The 21607-nt window shown below is 39.4% G+C and carries 8 protein-coding genes; all 8 read right to left on the reverse strand.

Annotated elements, in window-relative coordinates:
* Positions 1-4: 4 nt before the first annotated feature.
* Positions 5-3703, reverse strand: a complete 3699-nt coding sequence (locus tag CSUNSWCD_RS09995) for a flagellar hook-length control protein FliK (protein WP_009496898.1) — start codon at positions 3701-3703, stop codon at positions 5-7.
* A 200-nt stretch (positions 3704-3903) separates the two neighbouring features.
* Positions 3904-7749: a DUF4214 domain-containing protein gene (locus tag CSUNSWCD_RS10000; protein ID WP_034964836.1), complete on the reverse strand. Its 3846-nt coding sequence runs from the start codon at positions 7747-7749 to the stop codon at positions 3904-3906.
* Positions 7750-7971: 222 nt separating this feature from the next.
* Positions 7972-12132, reverse strand: coding sequence for a DUF4214 domain-containing protein (locus tag CSUNSWCD_RS10005; RefSeq protein ID WP_009496902.1), 4161 nt, complete (start codon positions 12130-12132; stop codon positions 7972-7974).
* Between the two features lie 303 nt (positions 12133-12435).
* Positions 12436-15696, reverse strand: coding sequence for a DUF4214 domain-containing protein (locus tag CSUNSWCD_RS10010; protein WP_009496904.1), 3261 nt, complete (start codon positions 15694-15696; stop codon positions 12436-12438).
* A gap of 111 nt (positions 15697-15807) precedes the next feature.
* Positions 15808-17106, reverse strand: a complete 1299-nt coding sequence (locus CSUNSWCD_RS10015; protein ID WP_009496906.1) for a TolC family protein — start codon at positions 17104-17106, stop codon at positions 15808-15810.
* Positions 17096-18379, reverse strand: a complete 1284-nt coding sequence (locus CSUNSWCD_RS10020; RefSeq protein ID WP_009496908.1) for an HlyD family type I secretion periplasmic adaptor subunit — start codon at positions 18377-18379, stop codon at positions 17096-17098. The genes CSUNSWCD_RS10015 and CSUNSWCD_RS10020 overlap by 11 nt, the downstream gene beginning before the upstream one ends.
* 1 nt (position 18380) lies before the next feature.
* Positions 18381-20114: a type I secretion system permease/ATPase gene (locus tag CSUNSWCD_RS10025; RefSeq protein ID WP_034964839.1), complete on the reverse strand. Its 1734-nt coding sequence runs from the start codon at positions 20112-20114 to the stop codon at positions 18381-18383.
* Positions 20101-21213 (reverse strand): SapC family protein, encoded by a 1113-nt coding sequence (locus tag CSUNSWCD_RS10030; protein WP_009496912.1) that lies wholly within the window; start codon positions 21211-21213, stop codon positions 20101-20103. Before CSUNSWCD_RS10030 ends, CSUNSWCD_RS10025 begins: the two co-directional genes overlap by 14 nt.
* Between the last annotated feature and the right edge of the window lie 394 nt (positions 21214-21607).

The raw sequence follows: 21607 nt of genomic DNA on the forward strand, positions 1-21607 counted from the left end.
GAAATCAGAATGCGTTAATAGTAACTTCGCCAGCATTAACTGTTGTGTCAAGGTTGGCAATATTTACGCCCGATAGCTTAACGATAGTGTCGCCTGCGCCAAAGTCAGCATCACCTGTAGCAGCGTTGTATACCAAGTATGTATCGTTTAGATATGAATAAGCATATATCTTGCCTGCTTGGTTATGAGACCCACCAAAGAATCCACCATGTTTAGCCGCAAGAGCAAAGTTATCTTGCGCATTTCCGTTGGCATCTATAGCTACTTTTTCTATAGGAGCCGTACCGCCAGCAAATTTGATCTTATCACCTACATTGATCTTATCTATTGTCACAAGTCTAGTGTGAGACTCGTTGGCACTATCAAAACCTGCGCCTATAACCGAAGTACTAACATCGAAGGTATCATTACCCGAACCGCTCTTAATGGTTATAATTTGGCCTTTTGGATCTGCGCCTGCGCTACCTGGGGCTAGGAAAGTTCCTGTCTTAATGGTATTATTGCCTTCGCCTGCATCGATTGAAATTTTTGCAGCTTTTTGATCACCCGCCAAAGTAATCGTGTCATCTCCATCAGTAGCTTTAATAATCTCAATAACTTTACTTGCCGTGTTTGTGATAGTACCTTTTTCTACATTTTTTAAACCGCTAAAGTCAATCTTTGTTAATTTTTCAGCATTCGTATCGTTAAACGTATATTCGTCGGTGCCAGTACCCATATCGCCCGAGATAGTAGCTGTTTCTAGATCTTTACCTTCGACGCTTTCAGAACCATTAACAAGCGAGAATTTTGTAGCAGCAGTTACAACCAACTTATCAGCCTGAGCAGACGTAGTAACGTTTGCGACGAAATCTTTCGAGTTGATATCTTGCTTCATGGTGATATTAACATCTGTTGAAAGCGGAGTTTGGGTAGAGCCTTTATAGACTACCGTATCTGCCACAATACTATTAAACACATTTGCACCTATGGTTTTACTTAGATCTACCGTTACGCTATCGGCACTTACAGAACCTGTAGCACCAAGATTAACGATACCCTTAGTATTTCCGGCGTCAATGTTTATACTTGTGCTATCTTTTACTTTTATCTTGCCATCTATAACGGCAGCGCTTTTTAGATCTAGGGCTCCAACAACAACATCTTTGAATACGTCTTTTAGCGTAATATTTACATTTTTAACGTGATCGGCATTCATATTTCCTATATTTACGGCACTTGGTGCGTTTTGACCCTTGATGTTGCTTAGGTTGATATTTACATTCTCAGCCTTTATATTAGAAATCAATACTTGACCCGTTACGCCTTTGGCTGTAAAGTTCAAATCGTTCTTAACATCTATATTGTTGGCTATGTCAACATTAAATCTAGAATCGCTAATGTCAAAGGTGGCACCGCTGTTTTTAGATTTGATTTCATCTGCTATTTTAACGTTACCGATTTTATTAGCAACGAAAGTTATCTCGCCACCTACGTCAAATTTATTTACTTCGATATCGTTTGTGACATTTTTAAAGTTGAAATTTGCACCGGCATTTGTCGATTTTTTCGTAGTTACGTCACCGACTTTTAAAGCAGTTACGTGGCTTGAGCCTTGATAGACGGTAACAAGATCATTTACGTTTAGTTTTACGCCGTTTTCAGAATCAGTCGCTCCAAGATTATGAAGCTCAACCAAGCTTGCTACAGGCATATTGGCTAAACCTTTGACATTTATCTCAGATACGTATTGTAGTCCTTTATCCAAGACATCAAGAGCACCCAAGGTAGCTATGTTTAGAGTTTTCACTCTTGCGTCTTCATGGATATCAAAAGTAAATTTCTTAGGATCATTGTTAGTTAAGTTTATCGTCTTCAACTCATGAATATTTCTTAGAGAAAGGCCTGAATTTTCAACCATATTTACATTCACGTTGATTGTAGTAGCCTTTGGCGCCTCAATAACGCTAGCTGCGTTATCAGTAAGGTTACCATTTACAGTTTTAACCGATTTATCCAAATTTACAGTAAGGTTTTTGGACTCAGAAACTCTTACTTTGCCGATTATATCTTGTGGTGTAGTCGCATTATCTATCGCATAGTTAATGGTGTCAACAAATTTGTCGTTTATATGCAACACGCCTTGACCGTTTCCTACGCTAGTAGCTTTCGCATCCACTTTGTCTGTTAAATTTACAGTTTTTATGCTAGAGCTCGTAATAACCAACGTTGCGTCGAGTTGACCGGCCGTTAGACTCTTGACGTCAGTTTGTCCTGTTAAGTCTAGAGCGCTTACAGAATCATTTTTATCAAAGATTTCGATACTATCGACACCCTTTAGTTGGATTTGTTTTAGCGAACTTACTTTTTCTATCTGAAGAGTATCGTTGCCGGCGCCCATATCTATAGAAACAGAGTTAGACTCAAGTTTTCCTATCTTTATCGTGTCATTGCCGTTGCCGCTTTTGATACTAGTGTAGTAAGCAGACTCGGTTAAATCTGCAGTCAAATTTCCAGTAAGAGCAGATGCGTCAAGACTATTTACAAAATCTTTAGTATGAATATCTTTGTCTTTAGTGGATATGGTTAAATCCGCTTCGCCTTTTACCGTGATAAATTTGTTTTCTACATCTTTTATATAGCTAGCCTTTTCTCTAGTTGTTATATTTAATGTTTCAATACCATTAAATTTGACTTTAAGAGAATTTTTATGGCTATCGTTTTCTGTATCAGGAGTAGCTCTACCTACATTATTTAGGGTCAAATTTTGTGAGTCGTTCTTGCCTTTTACTAATTCGGTGTTGTAAGCGATACCAACCTCAGTGGAGTCTTTTTGGTCTATTACGGTTAAGTCAACGATATTAGATAGATTTGTTACCCTAATGCCATTTGTGCCGTGAGTAGAAACAGATTGCAAACCCTCTACTTTGTCCGCATTAAACACCCTTTGAGTGTTTGAAGTATTTGCTAAATTTAACGCTTCTACGTTTTTAACATATCCCGTTGTAAAACCGGTAAAACTATCGTCGATTTTAACGTTTAGCATATCATTACCGGCTCCGCCGTCTATCTTATCTTCAACGCTTAAAGTGTTTCTATCTGCAAATGAGCTAGCGACGGCGCTATATATATCAACACCCGCGCTACCAGTCAACGTTTCTGCACCATTTGTCAAAGTATGCACGGTAGCGCTTGCTAATGCATCTATTTTTGCTTTTTGCTCATCAAAGTTTGTAGCCGTAGTGGTTCTGATAATCTCTTGGAATATAGCGTAATCATAGTTGCCTAGACTATCTGTTTGAATATTTGGTATTTTTTCAGCCATATAAGCAGACAAAGCAGTCTTGTTCTCGAAAATTTTAGCCGCCACCGGATCTGCCGCTTTCGCTAATGCGGATGTAGCTACTTCAAATAATTTAACTAGAGTTTCGCCTCTACTGTGACCTAGTTGTAGGTGAAGAACCCATGAATCGATACCGTTTGGATCTTGGCTGTAATCTTTGCCTAAGATGTTTTTATATATCGTTTCAATGTAGCCTTTATCGGTATCTATCGTATTACCATAGTACGCTAAAGCCGCAGGGGACTCCAGCATTAGCTGGGCTAGCTGTGCTTGAGTTTTATTGGCTCCTGCCGCCACCCATGCGTTAAAGCCTGCACCTTCTGGGGCACGGTTAAATAACGCTACGTAAAGCTGTGCAACTTGTGCTTGTGTTACTGCCATTAAGGACTCCTTTTTAGTGTGTTTCTTGAGTTTTTGGGTATCTTTACAGAATACTATTGCTAATTATAGCATAAAAATATTAGAAAAGAGAAAGTGCGCAAATAAATTTAAAAATTCAAATGTAGAAAAAAGTATAAAAATTTTATTAAAATTAACCTGCGGTTAAAATTAACCGCAGGTTATATCGGACAGAAATCAGCTTATATAGTAAGTACGCCGCTATCCAATGATGGATTCAAATCTTCGATATTGTAGCCTGCTAGTTTTACTAGATTATCGCTAGCCGTAAGAGCCGAATTTCCACCATCAGTATCTTTTACTAAGTATGTATCATTTTTATAAGTAAATGCCCATACTTTATTAGCCACAGTAGCGGCATCGTCTGTTAATACCTTATTTACAGCATCTTTTAGCGTAGCTTCCGCATTTAGATCCGTAGCTGTATATTTAGCCCACTGGCTTACGGTGGCACCCAGCTCGATCTTGTCGCCTTTTTCGATATTGACTAGAGATACATATTTGCTAGCATTTGCGTCAGTTACTGCGGCATTTAACTTAAACGTATCTACGCCTCTACCGCCGTCGATAGTGACTACGTTAGGTTTTTCCGTAGTGCCTGCAACTGTTATCGCACCGACAGTGATCACGTCTTTGCCGTCAGTTGCCACTAGGCTTAGCGATTGCTTATTTGTGGTCAATACGGTCGTTAAATCGATAACGCCGTGTTCGGCACTCTTTAGTCCGCTCAAATTTACAGTTTTTAGATTATTTGAAGCAACTAGATCGAGAGTATATTTATCTTCGCCGTCGCCTAGAGTTCCAGTTACCGTAAATGTTTCGGCTTTTACAGTTGATTTAAACACGAATTCGTCTTGTCCAACAGAGCCGGTTACATCTATCTTTGAGTCTACGTTTATCTTATCTGTTGAAGCTACTTCTAGAGTTACGGCATTGCTAGGCGTTATAGCAGAGCCTTTATAGACGATCTCGCCGCCTTTGATACTTCCTACGACATTAGCCTGTAGAGACTTGCTTAGATCTATCGTTACTTTAGAATCGGCACCGGTATCGATATTGCCTATCGTCACCTTACCTTCCGTTACGCCAGAGGTAATATTTACCGCACTCTTATGAATGTCATAGAAATTTGGGGACTCTTTTATAGTTATAGCACCTACTTTTAACTCTTTTGCTAGTTTATCGGCTGTTACTGTATATGTAGTGCCTTCATTTTGGTCGCCATTGCCAAAAGTACCTACGGTCACGGAATCTTTTACATTAGTAAATTTAAGCGTAGCAGTAGAGTCTATTTGAGTACCGCTGATGTTGCCGATATTAATCTTATCACCCAAATTTTTAAAGTCGCCGTTTAGCGAATTTAGATTTGAGATGTTGCCTATAGTTACGATGTCTTTGATACCGTCTAGTGATAGATTGGCCTCATGAGCTTTACCGTTGGTAGCGGTTGCCATTAGATCAATATCTGCTACTTTAAAAGTTTTTTCTACATTTTTTGCCACGATTTTTATTTCGCTAGCCTTTATACCACCAGTATTACCGATAGTTACGCTATCTTTCATATTTTCGAAATTTAGCAATATTGCAGATTTTTCCTTTGAATTTGTGATATTTCCTAAAGTAAATGCCTTTTTAATATTTCTGTAGTCGCCGTCAAGGGAACTTAAATTAACTATGTTTCCAATGCTTACGCCGCCCTTAACATCAAATATAGCCATTCTTAGGTTATCGGTACTTTGGGTGGCTATAGTATCGGCATCTATGTTGCCCACATTTAAGTCTTTTGCTAAAGTTTTAGCGATTATTACAGTATTACCTGATTTTATATTGCCAATAGTTGCATTGTCTCTAATATCTTCTAAATTTACGTTAAATCTAGCGTTTATTTGAGTATTGGTTATTACGTTACCTACGCTTAGTACGCCGAGCTGTTTAGCGGTCAAATTTATGCCGTGAAGCGAGCTGTTGTGGCCCAAGTTACCCAAAACAACATCAGAGTCAGTTGTATCGTCAGATTTGATAATACCTTGAAGACTGATTTCGGAGATATTTCTCAAATGAGCCTCGTTACTTGTGCTCAAATCTTTTATGTTAAAGCTAGAAGCAGTTTTTACGTTTAATGTGGCTAGTTTATCAAGTGCTTGGAGTGCACTATTTACTCGCAGTTCAAAATCCTTACCCTCATTTACATAGTTAATAGTCTCGAGAGATGCTGTATCGATTAGTCTAAAGCTATCGACGCTATACTTGGTCTCGTCTGCTGATTTTTCTATGTTCATATTTAAAGTCTTTAAACTCGTAGCCTCCAAAGACTGCTCGCCGCCGCCCAAGTCGCTCACATTTGAGTATTTGTCTATGTTCATAGTAAGCTTGGTAGCGCTATTGGCGACTATTTTCTTTGTAGTCGCAAAATTTGGCACGCGGTAAGTACTCAAGTCGCGATCGGTGAAATTTATGGTATCTAAAGTAGCCGTAGTTACGTTTACCCTTGTATTCTCTACATAATCAGTGTCGATGTTTAAAGTAGTAATCGCTGAATTTGTAACATTTACGGTGTTATTATTCTCTACGACCGTTACAGACTTCACGTCTTGGGCATTGGCTAGATCTAGAGTACCGTTGTTGCCTTTTACGAACGTTACGTTTTCTACGTTACTTGAGTTTAATCTTCTAGTTCCGGATAGATCCTCAAACTCTATGCTATCATCGTTAGCGCCACCGTCTATGACTAGATCAGGATTCGCTCCAGCTATACCGTTAAATTTAAATAGATCCTTACCGCTACCGCCTTTTACGCTCTTTAGCTGAGTAGAAGTTTTTAGTTCGGCCGTCAAATTTCCAGTAAAGCCTGAAGCATCTAAGCTCTCCACGTCTGTACCGGTTTTAATGTCTAAATTTACATTTCCTTTCACGGTTATGTTTTTATTATTTACATCTTTGATATAGCTCTCTTGGGTTCTTGTGGTGATGTTTAGATTTTCAATACCGTCAAATTTAACGCCTACGTGATTTTTATAGTAATTGTAAGCAGGATTTGAAACCAAATCGTCAGTTTTATTTCCTACGTTTTCTAATACCAACTCTTGAGAGTCATTTGAGCCGGCAACGGTGCTTGGGTTGTACACTATCGCTATCTCGCCTCTTTTAATATCATTAGCAGACAAGGTTACGATTTTTGCTTCATTTGTTAGTCTTGAAGCATAGTCGCCTATCATAACCACGTTTTGAACATCTTCCATGTTGTTCATATTGAAATATCTAACAGCATTTGAAGTGTTTGTAATTTCAAGATTTTCGATATTTTTAACACTACCGGTAGTTAGGCCTGTAAAGTTCGTATCAAGTGATACTTTTAGCGTATCGTTGCCGCCTTTTCCGTCAAGTTTGTCTGCTGGCTGGAAAGTATTTTTGCCCATAAAGCCGCTTACGACGGTTTCAAAAATATTGTCGCTATTGTTGCCGTTAATATCATCCACGTTTGTAGTGAAATTTACTTTCACTGCATCATCGACTAGTCTTTTTTGCTGAGCTAGGTTATAAGCGTTTGTTTCACTAATGATTTGTTTAAATAGCGTATAATTGTAATTGCCTTCTTCGTCCTTATCTACGTTGCCTATTCTTTGAGAAACGTATTCCGATATAGCTATCTTGTTGTCAAATACTTTAGCAGCTACAGGGTCTGCGGCTCTTGCTATATCAGACTGCGCTACTTCAAATAATTTAACTAGAGTTTCGCCTCTGCTGTGACCTAGTTGTAGGTGAAGAACCCATGAATCGATACCGTTTGGATCTTGGGTGTAATCTTTTCCTAAGACGTTTTTATAGATCATCTCTACAAAGTCTTTATCATTGTCGATAGCACCGTTAAAATATGTTTTTACCGCAGGGGCTTGAAGCATAGTATCGGCAACTTGCGCCATAGTTTTGTTGGCGCCGTCAGCCATCCAGTTTCTAAGGCCTTCTCCTTCTGCCGCACGATTAAATAACGCTACGTAAAGCTGTGCAACTTGTGCTTGTGTTACTGCCATTAAGGACTCCTTTTTAGTGTGTTTCTTGAGTTTTTGGGTATCTTTACAGAATACTATTGCTAATTATAGCATAAAAAAATTAAAAGGAATAAAATTTGTTTAAGTATTTTAAAAAAGTTTTATGAAAGAGCGGTATAAATTTAAAACTATTAAATTAAAAACAGTATACGTTTAATAGAAATTCGGCGGAATTAAACCGCCGAATTTTCAGCTTTTTAGAAATTAGGCATTTGTTACGGTTAGCTCGTTTGCATTTAGGTTTGCGTCAAATACGTCAAAATGCGACAATCCAGCAAGCTTAACTAGATTATCGTCGGCACTTAATTCAGTGCTTGAACCGTCGTTATCACGTACTAGATAAGTTTCGTTGCCGTATGAGAACGCCCAAACTTTATTAGCAGTGTTAGCAGCGGCGCTAGTTAATACCTTATTTGCAGCCGCCAATAAGCTAGCTTCGCTATCCAAATCAGTTGCAGTATATTTTGCAAAAGCAGTAGCGGTGCCCAGGTCTATCTTATCGCCTCTACCGATATCGGAAATGGTTACGTATTTGCTAGCAGTGGCATCTGTTTTTGCTTCAGCTAACTTAAACGTATCTTTACCCGCTCCGCCGCTTATAACGAATTTTTTATCGCTAGTTAGCTCCGCTCCGCTAGCAAATTCTATATAGTCGTCGCCGGCGCCTAGGCTTATATTGATATCGTTTGCTTGAGCCGTGCCAATAGTTACCTTGTCGTTTCCGGCAGCGGTTTCTACGCTCTTTAAGGATTCAGAATTTATCTCTATTTCAGTGGCTGTAGTAGCGCCCTTGATAGTAGTCAGTGAGACATTGTTAGAACCCACGGTTAATTCGGTCTTGCCGCTAGCATTTGTATAGCCGCTTAGATCGATGGTTTTTAGTCCCATTAAGGCATCTGTATCTATCGACAAGTCAGAATTTTGACCGGCGCTCTTCAAGCTAGAAGGATTTGTTACACCGCCTTTTATAGTTAAAGTTTTGACTTGCTCGCTGTAATTGGTCGATGTGATACTTCCCTTGACGTTGGTTAAATTTGCAACGAAATTTACGTCATCCGTATTGGTCGCCCAGCTGATTATATCTATATTGTACTTACTTACGGCATCTCCCGCATAACCCTTGATTGTTACGCTACTATGAGCTCTTACGCTTGTAGTGCCGATTATAGGCGCTGTAACGTTAGCCACGTCCATGGTTACGTTTTTACCGCTTACGCTCGTAAATGATGCGGTCTCTAGATAGGTATTTGTTCCGGTACTTATCATCACGTCGCCATCCGTTGCCGCCACACCGCCTACGGTCAATGATTTTAGATTATTTACGTTCAAATTTACGCTAGTGCCGGTTATAAACCCAAATGTTGCTGTAGCATCATTGTCGTTAGTTCTAACGTCGACATTTACTTTACCGAAATTTTTAACGCCAGTAGATGGATCGTCGGCAGATATGGTGCCAACCACTAATGTTTCTTGACCGCTAAACTTGAGAGTTACGTCTTTAGCGGACGAATTAACATTGCCTACTTTGACCAAAGCATCTTGTATGCTTGTAGTAGTCGTGATATTTACGTCGCCTCTGTGATCCTTATTATTTACGGTGTCTAAAAGCCCTGTGGCGCTTACATTGCCTATAGTTACGGATTTTTGATTTGATACGTTTACGCTTACGTCTTTAGCGCTTGCAGACAGATCTCCGTATGTTAAAACTGCGTCTGTTACGCCGGAAGCGGCACTTGCGCTTACAGCCAACCCTTTAGTCGCTCCGACTATACCTTTGATATTTGTAGTGCTTTGCGCAACGGTAGCTACGGTTTTGATATTAGCAGAACCGCCGACTGCTATGTCGCTACTGCCGGAGCCTAGCTGTAAAACCTTATATCCGCTAGCCGTTACGTCTAGATTGCCGGTCGCTTTTACAACGCCGTTGATTTTCACTTCGCCGTCAGTTAAGTTGGCTTTTGAAGTGTGATTTAGGGTTACGTTTCTACCGATAACATAGCCGTAATCTGCCGTAGAGCCTTTTTGCGTAAAATGCGTAGTCAAATTTACATCACCTGCAGCATTTATAGCAGCTACATTTAATGTTTTTTGTCCATTCGCGTTTATATTTACGTTGTTAACTGTATATGCGTTCGGGCCATCTTTCGAACCGATATTGCCATATACCACGTTGCCGTCTTTCTTGTCTGTAGTATATGTCAAATTTACGTCTCTAGTGGTGTAGATATAATCGCCTTGGGCTACTGTTAAATCCTTCAATCCTTCAGCATTTAAAGTAATATCCTGAACGCCTTGAAGAGGGATCGGAAGGTATGTCTTGTCGCCTAATGTGCTAAGAGTTACGCTAGTATCGTCGCCTGTGCCTTTTAGGTTGATTTTACTGATACCGCTTAGCTTATCGCTTATAGTATAATCTCCCTTTGTCTCTACGTTTAGAGTCTTTAGGTTGTAGGCGTTAGTATTATTGCTTCCTGAAGCGTTTGCCGCCGTAATGCCAGCCGTAATATCTTTGTCGGTCTTATTTACTACGTTTAGCGTTTCAAGAGCAAACGCATTGTTTATGGTGCTATAAAAATAACTGCCCGTACTAGTGGAGTTCTCTAGAGTAAAGTCTAGCTCTTTTACGGTATTTGAGGCTACGGTTGCCATAGTAGTGCCTTGGTTTGCGGGTACGTCGCTAGCGTTGGCTACTTTTACGTTTAGCTTTTCTGTTCCGTTTGCGGTTATGCTGCCGCTGTTGCCTTTTTCTATAACGAAATCTCTTATATCGGTACTATTGTTTATAGTTACGTTTGTAGAGTAGGTGGCTTTTGCGTTTACTTTTGCTATCTTAGAGTTAAGTATATTTACATTAGCATAACTTCCGTTGATACCTAGCTCGGTTATCTCTTGCGCTCTAGTAAAGTCTAGTACGGAAGCGCTAGTGTTGATATTTAGTACTTCAACGCCGGTCATTTCTACGTGTTGGTTTCCATATATAGCGTCTATGAAGTTTACCGTATCCTTGCCGGCTCCTCCGTCGATAGGTATGATTCTGCCGCTGGCTCCGGTTACGTTAAATACGTCGTCTTGTCCGCTGCCTTTTATGCTTTGAACGTATCCGTTGGCTTTTACGTTTGCGATTAGTTTATTGCCTTTATATTCGCTAGCGTCAAAGCTATATAGTCCGTCCGTAGTATCTACCGTTAGATCAGCCGTTCCTTTTATGTGCATAGTCTTTATGCTTGCAACTTGGTCTGGTTGTCTAATCGTGTTTGAAGTAAATTTAGTTAACTTGCTAGCTCCTCCTACGGCGTTAATGGTTAGAGCTTCTATATGGTCTCCGTTAACGGTAGTTATGTTTATTCTAGCATCTTTATCCATGTTTACATTATTTACAACGATTTCCTGGTTATCGTTGCTTCCGGCTAATACGTCCGTGTTGTATATTAGATTAAGTCTTCCAGAGTCAGTATTTCCGCTTAGTTTTAGATCGTTAATAAGAAGTTTTACTTTATTCTCCGGGTTGATAATGTCTATCTTATTCTCGCCGTTTAAGGTGATGGTTTCTAGGTTGTGGATATATTTAGTATCAAATCTTAAATCGCCGTTAGTCTTGTTGGTTAAATTTAGATTCTCTATATTCTTAACCTCTCCGGTTCCGTTAGTCATTCCGTAGAAGTTAGTGTATAGGTCTAAATTTAAAGTATCGTTTCCGCCTTTACCGTCTAGTTTATCGGTAGCTTTAAAGGTAGTTTGTCCGACAGTAGCAGATACGGCTCCGTTAAATACGTCTGATTTGCCGGTTCCGCTTACATCGTTAGCGCCTGCTGAAAGGTTGTGAATAGTAGGAGCTATAAGGGCGTCTATTTTTGCCTTTTGTTCGTCTAGGTTGGTATTGTTTGTAGTCGCTATTATATCTTGGAATAAAGAGTAGTCGTACGCTCCGCTTTGATCGGCTGGAATGTCGGCTATTTTTTCAGCCATATACTGAGAAATGGCTGTTTTATTTTCAAATACTTTCGCCGCTACCGGATCTGCCGCCTTTGCTATTGCAGAAGTAGCTACTTCAAATAGCTTGGCTACGGTGTCGCCTCTTGAGTTGCCTAATTGAAGGTGTTTTACCCAGGCATTAATACCGTCTGGATCTTGAGAATAGTCTTTGCCCAAGATATTTTTATAAAGCATTTCTACGAAATCTCTATCGTGATCTATGCTGCCGTTAAAATAAGCTACGGCTGCAGGGGAAGATAGCATATCGTTAGCCATCCGTGCTATCGTGGTATTTGCTCCCGCGTTTACCCATGCGTTAAAGCCTGCGCCTTCTGGGGCACGGTTAAATAACGCTACGTAAAGCTGTGCAACTTGTGCTTGTGTTACTGCCATTGAGGACTCCTTTTTAGTATGTTTCTTGAGTTTTTGGGTATCTTTACAGAATACTGTCGCTAATTATAGCACAAAAAAATAAAATTTGTTTAAGAAGATTTGTGTATCGAATAGCCGAAGTCTAAAATTACGCTCGACCAATAAAAAAATAAAGTGCATAACGTCAAAAAATTAGGATGCTTTTTATCGCTAAAATCATAAAATTCTATTTTAAATAGAATTTAAAAATAAATAACTTTGAATAGAAAAAAAGTGAAAAAATATAAGATTTTCCCCGATTTAATGATCGGGGAAAAAGCAAGACTAGTTGATATTCAATGTGTTTTCTGTGTAGTCTGCAGTAAGAATAAGGTCATCTGATCGTACACCAGCTAGTTTAACAACCGTATCGTTAGCGGTTAGAGTGTCTGGCGTACCTACAGCATTTGATGTTGCATTATGAACGACATACGTATCTCCAGCATATGTAAAATAGAATACTTTATTCAAAATTGGAGAAGCGGATTGGTTGCTTGCTATTGCAAGATTAATCGCCTCTTTAAGCGTCGTAGCATCTTTTACTACGTTGTCTTGTACTCTCTCAAATCCTGAAGCTTGTACTAAATCGTCAAATTTGATCTTATCGCCACCAGAAACATCGCCTATTACTACGTATTTGCTAGCATCGACATCAGTCTTAGAGCCTCTAACGTCAAATAAATCATTTCCTGCACCGCCGTTTATAGTAACGGTTTTGTTGGCAACTAGATCTTTTGTGATAATCTCGTCGTCGCCTGCGCCAAGGTCAATATCAACATTGTTTGCAACGTTGTTGGTAAGCATATTGTCAATAAGCGTAACCTTATCGTCCCCGCCAGTGGCCTTTAGCGATAACAAATTTGTATTAGAGTTATCTAAGGTTATAGTACCTTTTTCAACATTTTTAAGTCCGCTTAAGTCGATAGTTCTTACCGTATTGGTAGTATTTGCAGTATTTAGACTATAAATATCATAGCCTGCACCCAAATCACCCGAAACTTTAATGTTTTCAACGGTATTAAGAGTGGCGTGGTTGCTGTAGGAGATGTCAAGTTTATCGCCTTTTACGGAACCTTCTATATCCGCTTTAAAATTTCTAGCCCCAGCCATTGCAACTTGTATATTGCCATTTGCTCCTGTTATTTGTGAAATTTTAAGTGTTATATCGTTTGCAACTAAAATCCCCTGCAAATCAGTTAGTCCAAGAGTTTGACCAAAATCTACATTCATTTTATCTGCATAGATATTGCCAAGCACCGTTTGATGCGCAGTGCCGCCCTTTATAACAAAACTATTTTTTACGAAAGTTTCAGTATTTCCACCGCCGACTAATATAAATTTTTGAATATTAACGCTATTGTTAACAATATTTACAGATCCCGCATGCTCGATATCAAATTTTACTTCGCCTTGAGTGTTGTTGTTTAAAAACGCATTAATTGTACCTTGCGTATTTAAAGTAGCGTTTAGAGATTGGTATCCTTGTTTTTCCATAGTAGCCTGCAAATGATCTGCCGTCAAGTTTATATCCTGGATAGATAAAGCAGTGCCAGCAACTACGGTAGCTGATGACTTTTCAGACGTTCCTTTTAGATTAATAGTAGATAGAGACTCAAGTTTTTCGGGGTCGCCTGTGAAATCAAATCTACCAGCCGTAGCAATATCAAGATTTTGCAACGCTTTCATGTTATTATCGTTAGCTTTAAATACACTATCTTTTTGAACACTTACAATTTTCATAGTAGTTGCCTTTTCAGCCTCAAAGCTAAGGCCTTTAGAAACGACATCCAAAGAGTCTATATTAAGATTTATATACGTAGCTTTATTGGCAGTAACTTTTGCGTTTCCTGACATAATGCCTTTTAAGTTAACATTAAGGCTTGTGGCTTCTGCGGCACTAATGCTTCCCAATTGCGTATCATACGGGTTGTCATTAACATAATTGATAGTTTTTAGGGCAACAGAGTCTATAGTAACAAGATTGCCGCTTTTAGTATTTGTTATATAGTCTAAAGTATCCACCTTAGAATTTATAATATTTACTTTTGTATCTGAAGCCTGAGTATCTTTTAAACCTATAGTTAGTTTGGTTACGTCAGGCGATCTTTCTAAGTCAATGACGGCAGGGACAGCTGTATTGGCAACTGTAGCATTTTTAAATATTAAATGCTCAACAGAAGCCGTAACAAGTTTTCTTGCGGTATCAAGGCCTCCAGTTAAGTTATCGAATTCTAAAGTATCATAGCCATTTCCGCCATCAACGCGTAAAACACCAATAGTGCTTGCATCAATGTCTGCTTTTATTCTGTCGTCAGCGCTACCGCCTTTTATGTTTTCTAGCACTGATTTTGAATTAACTAAGTTGGCAACCAATTTGGCCTTCAAGCCAGAAGCATCAAAGCTCCTAGTGTTTGCGGCAACGGCGACATCCAGACTTGCGTCACCAGAAACCTTAACGTTTTCAGTATTTACATTTTTAATATAACTTGCTCTACCTTGAGTCTTGATATTTAAAGTCTCTATGCCGCTAAATGTAGTGGAAATAGAATTTGACAGCATACCGATAGGAGTACTTGCGCCTACGTTATCAAGAGTTAAATTTTGCTCATCAGTGTTGCCAGATACGGTACCAGACTGATATGTTAGCGTTATGTAGTCATTTTTAAGGTCAGCTACGCTAAAGTCAATAATATTAGCCAAGTTAATAACTCTAACTGCATTATTTCCGTCAAGTTTGGCACTCTTAAGGCCAGTAACACCGTTAGCGTTAAACTCCTTAAGCGCTCCGCCATTGTTTATTAGGTTTAAATTTTCTACATTTTTTAGCTCGCCAGTAGTAAACCCATTAAAATTTGTATTCATAGTAACGCTTAGAGTGTCGTTTCCTGCGCCACCGTCAATTTTGTCCTCAGGATTAAGAGTATTTTCGGAAAATACAGAGCTTGCGACAGCTTTTATGACATCAGTTTTAGCCGTACCATTAACAGTATCCGCTGAAGTAGTAAGCGTATGGAAATCAGCATTTGCCATCTCGTCTACCTTGACTTTTTGCTCAGCCAAATTTGTAGAATTTGTAGTTCTAATTATCTCTTGGAATGGCGTATAGTTGTAATCGCCTGTACCGTTTTGACTAATATTTGAAATTTTCTCCGCCATATATTTAGAAATTTCGGTCTTATTCTCAAATACTTTTGCCGCTACAGGATCTGCTGCTTTGGCTATTGCAGAAGTAGCAACGTCAAAAAGTTTTACAAGCATATCGCCTCTTGAGTTTCCAAGTTGAAGGTGTTTTACCCAGGCATTAATGCCGTCAGGGTCTTGAGAATAATCTTTGCCCAAGATGTTCTTGTAGACCATCTCTACAAAGTCTCTATCTTGATCTATGCTACCGCCGTAATACGCTATAGCCGCATCCGATTTTAGCATATCATTAGCTATCTGCGCTTGAGTTTTAGTTGCTCCTGCGCTTACCCATGCGTTAAAGCCCGCGCCTTCAGGGGCACGATTAAATAACGCTACGTAAAGCTGTGCTTGTGTTACTGCCATTAAGGACTCCTTTTTAGTGTGTTTCTTGAGTTTTTGGGTATCTTTACAGAATACTGTTGCTAATTATAGCATAAAAAATCACTTAAAACGTAAAAATTTAAAAAATAAATTTTACTTAAACGCTCTTTGCAAGTCCCGCATCATATCAACCGATATATTAGAATTTAGCCATTGAAGTTCCAAGTACGAGAGAACTAAATTATAAGATGCCGTTAGCGCTTCGTTTCTAGTTTTAAACACTCTAGCGCGAGCGTCAAATAAATTTACCGCATCCTTCAAGCCCTCTTCGTAGCCTCTTTCTATTGATTTTACGTAAAGCTCCGCATTTTCCAAGGAGCGCTTCATTAACTCGCACTCGTCAATGTAGTTAAGATAGTTATTTATCGCTCTTTTTTGGCTAATCTCTATCTCTTTTTGAATATCTTTTTGTTGTTCGATGCTAGCTAGTCTCAACAGCTTGCCCTCCTCTACTCTTGAGCTAGTAGCGCCGCCCGTATATAAAGGGAGAGTAAATCTAAGCATAGTGTCTAGCTTTCTTCTTCTGTCACCGGAATAGTCGTTGTCTATGTAGTATAAATTTGCATAGCTGATACTAAAATCAAGCGTAGGGAGATGCTCGCTTTTTCTCTTTTTGTATTCTTGTTCCGAAATTTCAACCGCTAAAACGCTATCTTGAAATTTAAAATTTCTAGCTACATCGCTAAAATTTGACAAATTTACTTTTTTGAAAAATTCGGTATCGATGTTTGAAAAGCTATCCTTCACCTCGATCTCTTGCCCGACTAGCTTTACTAGCTCTAGCTTTGCTACTTCGATATTTAGCTTAGCTTTGTTTACGCCCAGCAATGCCTCGTCTAATCTAACTTTAGATTCGAGCATATCCATTTTATTTACTAACCCAAATTCCAAAGATTTCTGCATTTGGTTATATTTGGCGCGGTTAGCTTCTTCGTAGCTTTGAGCAAGAGCTAGCGTCTCGGATGCGAAGGTGTAGTTAAAATACGCTTCTACGACCCTTTTTGCCAGTTCTTGTTTGGTATTTTCATACATCAGCTCGTTGCCGCGCACCCTGATCTCTTCTTGATTTCTTTGATACCAGATTGCCGGTCTAAATATGCTTTGGCTAAGACTAACGCCTACTTTTTTATAGCTTTCGTTTATTTTTGATACTCTTCGCCTGTCCATTCTGTCGTATTTTTCGCCGACATATGCGGCCTCAGCGTTAATGGTCGGCAAAAACATGGCCGTAGCCTGAGTTAGCCTCTCTTGAGAGGCTATACTATTATACATGGTCATTTTAAGCTCATTATTATTTTCGAGCGCCATTTCGTATGCCTGCGAGAGGCTAACGCTTTGAGCAAAAGCTAAATTTGAGGCCAGTAAGGCCGAAAGTAAAATTTTAGTCTTCATTAAATGCCCTTTTAAACATATCTATAAACGGTTTTAAGACATACTCAAGCATCGTTCTATCGCCGGTTTTAATCATTACCTCAACCGGCATTCCCGGAACTATAAAAAAGCCGTTTCGCTTAAAATTTTTCATACCGTCTTCGGTAAGCTCGGCTTTAATATCGTAAAACGAGTGACCTGCATTATCCTGAATGCTATCGGCCGATACGTACGTTACCTTACCTTCCATAACAAAGCTTTGCTTGTGCTGAAATGCGCTAAATCTAATATCGGCAAGCTGTCCCACATGCACCGTATCGATATCTACTACGTTTAGTCTAGCCTCTACGACATAGTCGGTCTCGTCCGGCACTATACTCATTATTCTCTCGCCCGGCCTTATTACGCCTCCTATAGTGTGAAAGGCCAACTCTACAACGCTACCTTCTACAGGAGATTTTACGATAGTACGCTCGGATTGATCCTTTAAAGCATTATAACGCTGTTGCAGATCCACAAGACGAGTTTTAGCATCTTCAAGCTTTTTTAATACATCCTCTTTAAAGGTTCTGTCTCTTAATATAATTTGGGCTTGCGTTTCGGTAACTTGGACGTTTAGTCTTGCTATCTCGGCCTTGCCCGCAGCTATTTCACCCTCGACCGCCGTTTTTTCTCTATTTAAGTCACGTAGCCTGACTTTGTCGGCCAACTGCTCTTTAAAGAGCCTTTCCCACTCCCTAATCTCTTCGTTTAAAGACTTTATGCGGTCTTGTTTGGCGCTCACAATCGCATTTGCGCCCTTGATTTGATTTTCAAGCTGTTTTATACGTTGCTTGAGGATGGATTTTTCCTCATCTAAAAGCTTTTTTTGCGCGTTAAATATACTTAACTGCCCGTCTATGGCCTCTTTATAACCTTCGATTTGCTTTATTTCGTCGCTAAATTTGACCTCCGTCGCATCGTCCTTTTGGGCTTCTAGTCTGGAGACTATGACGCTGGTTCTTAAAAAATCGGCCCTCACTATACTCATCTCGCTTTGCAAAGCGGCATTTTTTATCTCCACTAGCGGATCGCCTGCTTTGACTACGTCTCCGTCTTTAACGAAAATTTTATCTACGACGCCGCCTTCTAAGTGCTGGATGATCTTTTTGTTACTTACGACGTTTATCTTACCTACGGCTACGGCAGCGCTATTAAGTGGCGCCATACCGAGCCAAATTCCAAAAACTCCAACTAGTAAAAATATAATAAACAGCCCAAAACTTACGGTGCCTTTTTCACTTTTAAGTATCATCTTAGCCCTCCGCATCTTCTAGGCTTATGCTACGCCTTTTTTGTTGTTCTGCGACCTGCGGTTGTTGCGCATTTGCCTTGCCCAGCTCAGCCAATACCGCATCTCTTGCGCCAAAGTACATCAATCTTCCCGCATTTAAAACGGCTATTTTATCAACTAAATTTAAGATATTTAGCTTGTGCGTTATTAGCACTATAGTCGCCTTACCCTTCATGGACGCAAGCGCAGCAAATAGCGCTCTTTCGCCATCTTCGTCCAAGCTAGCGTTCGGCTCGTCTAGTACGATTATTTTAGGCTCCTTATAAAGCGCTCTGGCAAGAGCCACTCTTTGACGTTGTCCGCCGCTTAGGCTGGCTCCGCCTATGCCTATTTTGGTTTCATAGCCGTCCGGTAAATTTAATATCATATCATGAACGTTAGCTAGCTTTGCGGCCCGTACGATCGCCTCGCTATCCAGTTCGCCGAATCTCGCGATGTTTTCTGCGATATTTCCTTCAAAAAGCTCGACGTCTTGCGGTAAATATCCCACAAACTGCCCCAAGTGGTCGCTATTATACTGAGTGATGTCGGCTCCGTCCACGCGAACTATGCCGTGAAATACCGGCCATACCCCCAGCATCGCTCTAGCTAGCGAGCTTTTACCAGCGGCGCTCGGACCGATAATCGCGCACATATCTCCGCTTTTAAGCTCAAAATTTACGCCCATCAAAGTAGGGGTTTTGCCGTGAGGCGGTACTAGGCTTATGGTTTCTAGGAAAATATCGCCTTTTGGATCCGGCAGCTTAAGCTTTTCGTTGTCAGCAGGGAAATCCTCCAAAAACTGCGAAAGTCTAGCATAGCTCTCTTTGGTGTTTTTATAGCTTTTCCAGCTTGAGATTAATATATCAAGCGGAGCTAGCGCGCGACCCATGATAATAGAGCCCGCGATCATCATGCCCGGATTTACCTCTTGCAAGACGACCAAATACGCGCCAAGACCAAGCATTAGCGACTGGGAAACGACGCGAAATACCTTACTGATATTTGCGTACATTCCCGCCTTTACGCTAGACTCAGAGTGAGCTTCTAGAAACTCATTATGTTTTTTATGCCAAATTTTCTTTAAATTTCCGTTCATGCCCATGGCTTGGATGACTTCGGAATTTCTCAAATTTAGATCGACGAAGCGGGTTTCAGCGCCAAAAGCGTCATTTGATCTTTTTAGTCCGTCTTTAGTCGCGCCTTCGTTTAAAAGAGCCAAAACAAACAAAACGATCGCGGCCGCGATACTAAAATATCCAAAATACGGGTGAAAGAAAAACAGTATCAGTATATAAAAAGGTAGCCACGGCGCGTCAAGAAATGCAAATACGCCGTTGGTGCTGAGATATTGTTTTATGGTATTTAGATCTCTCATCGGCTGAGAAGATACCCTGCCTGGTTGTCTAGCCGAGAGCTTAAAGATTGCGTCATACACCCTTTCGGACAGCCGTAAGTCTATCTGGTTTGAAAAAACCACTAAAATCCTCGAACGTAAAATTTCGAAAAACATCATACATAGATATAAAAATATAACTATCAATGTAAGGAAAAATAACGTATCAAGGCTTCTTGATGTTACGACCCTACCGTAAAGTTGTAACATATATAGAGGAGAGGTGAGCATCAAAACGTTTATGAACATGCTGAAAATTCCAGCATATATCATAGCATGTTTGGATTTTTTAATACTCTCCTTTAGTTCATTTACTTTCATTTTGCTTTTTGCTTTCGTTGTCTAAAATTCTACCTGCTAAATTTTCCAAATTCGTTAAGCTTCTAATGTGAGCGTCTATAAGGCTCACATAGCCTTTTCTAACGAAATCGGCCAAAGTAGCGTCGTCAAGTTCGTTTAGTTTTTTTCTGCTAACGACAGAAAAGCCCTTGATTAAAGTAATTTTTTTGTCATTATCAGAAACGGTTAGCTCTTTGTTTATTAAAATTCCAGCCTTTTTGATCTCTTCTAACGCTTTTTGCGTAGCTTCTAGCTGAGCATTGTAGTTTTGCATAGCGCTTATAGTATTTTGCAAAAATTCGCTCGGCTCTTCGTTTTTCTTGAATAATTTTTCGCCTTTACCTTTTAGCTGAGGCGCATCCTCGTCTATGCAAAGGATATTTTGATCCTCAACCTTAGCAAGAGTAAAAGGATAGTTTTGCAAGATCGCAGGTACGTAACCTTTGTAGTTTTTATCTATTATTAGATTTTCATTTCTGCCTAGTAGTACTAGCAGTTTAGGCACTACGTCGTTCGTGAAAACTATCGGTAAATCTTTCTCGCAGAAAAATGCCTCGCTCGCTACTATCTCCGCAAACGGAAAGTTCGGCAACGCATCCTGGTGATAAGACACTCCCTTGTGTACTTCTGAATTTAAAGCAACTATTTTCATTTCAGTCCTTTTTTTAAAATTTTGAATTTCTATCTTTTTCGCTAAACTTAAATTTTTATCTATGTTCTTGAAAGTATATCCGCCGTTTTGCTGCAAAAACGCCAGGACATCTTCAAATTCATTTATAAAAACATCTCTAATCTCATATCTTTTGATGTCGCTTTCTTGGATATAGCCTCGCGCCCTGTTTCTACTTCTCATAAAGGTGCTGTTTAATTCTTGCATAATTTTGGGGATATTTAGTGATTTTAAAAACAACGATACGGAATTAGGCTCCAAAACGTAGCCTAAAATTTCCATATCGTATTTTTGGGTTAAAGAATGTAAAATTTCAACATAAAGATCTTTTTCGCTTTGATCGGCAAAAAAGCTGCCCTTTTGTTTTATCAAAACCATTTCTGATTTTATTTCTCTAACCGCTCTACCCAAAATTTACCTTAACCAGTAACTAAAACATCAAGAATGTGATTGTAATCCTTTTATACTTAAAAAAATATTAAAAAGTGCCAGAGTAATTAAGTCTTAATTTTGAAATTTAAATTTATAAAACATATTCGCGATTTTAAACTACTTTTATATCATCGTTTTATATAAAAATAAAGAGGGAAATATATAAATTTAATCCAAAAAACACACTAAAAAGTCATTTGACAAAATATTTTACATGAAATTTTAACGTGTGCAAAAACAGCGCGAAAAAGGCATTTTGCACTTAGTTTTACCGCTTTAAATTACCGTTTTTTCTCCATGATTTATCGTCAATCAGGAATTTAATGCTATAATCGTGGCGGTTTACAACCAAACTCAAATTACCCAACAAGGA

It is taken from the genome of Campylobacter showae CSUNSWCD (assembly GCF_000313615.1).
Taxonomy (GTDB): domain Bacteria; phylum Campylobacterota; class Campylobacteria; order Campylobacterales; family Campylobacteraceae; genus Campylobacter_A; species Campylobacter_A showae_A.

Bases quoted from the DNA above. Each gene is read 5' to 3' on its own strand.
- CSUNSWCD_RS09995 (WP_009496898.1), bottom strand. From the start codon at position 3,703: ATGGCAGTAACACAAGCACAAGTTGCACAGCTTTACGTAGCGTTATTT.
- CSUNSWCD_RS10000 (WP_034964836.1), bottom strand. From the start codon at position 7,749: ATGGCAGTAACACAAGCACAAGTTGCACAGCTTTACGTAGCGTTATTT.
- CSUNSWCD_RS10005 (WP_009496902.1), bottom strand. From the start codon at position 12,132: ATGGCAGTAACACAAGCACAAGTTGCACAGCTTTACGTAGCGTTATTT.
- CSUNSWCD_RS10010 (WP_009496904.1), bottom strand. From the start codon at position 15,696: ATGGCAGTAACACAAGCACAGCTTTACGTAGCGTTATTTAATCGTGCC.
- CSUNSWCD_RS10015 (WP_009496906.1), bottom strand. From the start codon at position 17,106: ATGAAGACTAAAATTTTACTTTCGGCCTTACTGGCCTCAAATTTAGCT.
- CSUNSWCD_RS10020 (WP_009496908.1), bottom strand. From the start codon at position 18,379: ATGATACTTAAAAGTGAAAAAGGCACCGTAAGTTTTGGGCTGTTTATT.
- CSUNSWCD_RS10025 (WP_034964839.1), bottom strand. From the start codon at position 20,114: ATGAAAGTAAATGAACTAAAGGAGAGTATTAAAAAATCCAAACATGCT.